The following is a 693-nucleotide window of genomic DNA, read 5'->3' as shown; positions in this document are numbered from 1 at the left end:
GGTGGGGATCTCCGCGAGCCGTTCGGCGAGGCTGTGGGCGTAGGTGGCGGTACTGCTGGAGGATCTCGTCGAGCTGGTCGTTGCGGATGAGGACGTCGCGGGCCTTGCTGCCGTCGGCGGGTCCGACGATGCCGGCGTTCTCGAGGGTGTTGAGGATCTGGTTGGTGAGGTCCCAGGTGATGCGGAGCTTGCGCTGGAGCATGCTGGCTGAGCCGAACTGGGTGGAGACGAGGAGTTCGATGGCTGCGGGGAGCAGTTCCTTGACCTCGTCGCTGACTGCGGCCGCGGGGTCGGTGGTGGTCGGGTCCTGGGTGTTCGGGGTTTCGTTGATCCAGACGTAGGTGCCGCGGCGGGGCTTGGTGATGTTCGGGTGGTCGGCGTACCAGTTCTGGATCGCGGTGTCTGAGGGGGGCTTCTCGCCGGGGTACTGGCGGGTGAGGCGGTCGCGGACGTCGGCGACGGTGATGCCGTCCGCGCCGGCCTGCTGAACCCAGGCGCAGACTTCGTCGCGGCGGGGGTGGCGGGCGTCCTTCTTGGTGGGCTTGTCGAGGTTGACGACGGCCTGGCGGGTGAGGCCTTCGACTTGGTCGAGGAAGGCGGCGACTTCGGCAGGGTCGGGCTCGGGGATGGGGGTGGCGGTCGGCTTGCCGGTCTGCTGGTACTGCTTGCCGCGCTGGATGTAGGTGTCGAGGG

At 68.5% G+C, this 693-nt stretch carries 1 protein-coding gene; it reads right to left on the bottom strand.

Annotated elements, in window-relative coordinates; translation table 11 throughout:
• On the bottom strand, positions 1 to 693 hold a 693-nt coding region (locus tag EAO77_RS36835), incomplete at both ends, for a DNA translocase FtsK (protein WP_315986135.1).

Origin of the sequence: Streptomyces sp. T39 (assembly GCF_008042045.1) — a bacterium.
In the GTDB taxonomy this organism is placed as follows: Bacteria; Actinomycetota; Actinomycetes; order Streptomycetales; family Streptomycetaceae; genus Streptomyces.
This window is presented reverse-complemented; position numbering and strand designations above follow the sequence as displayed.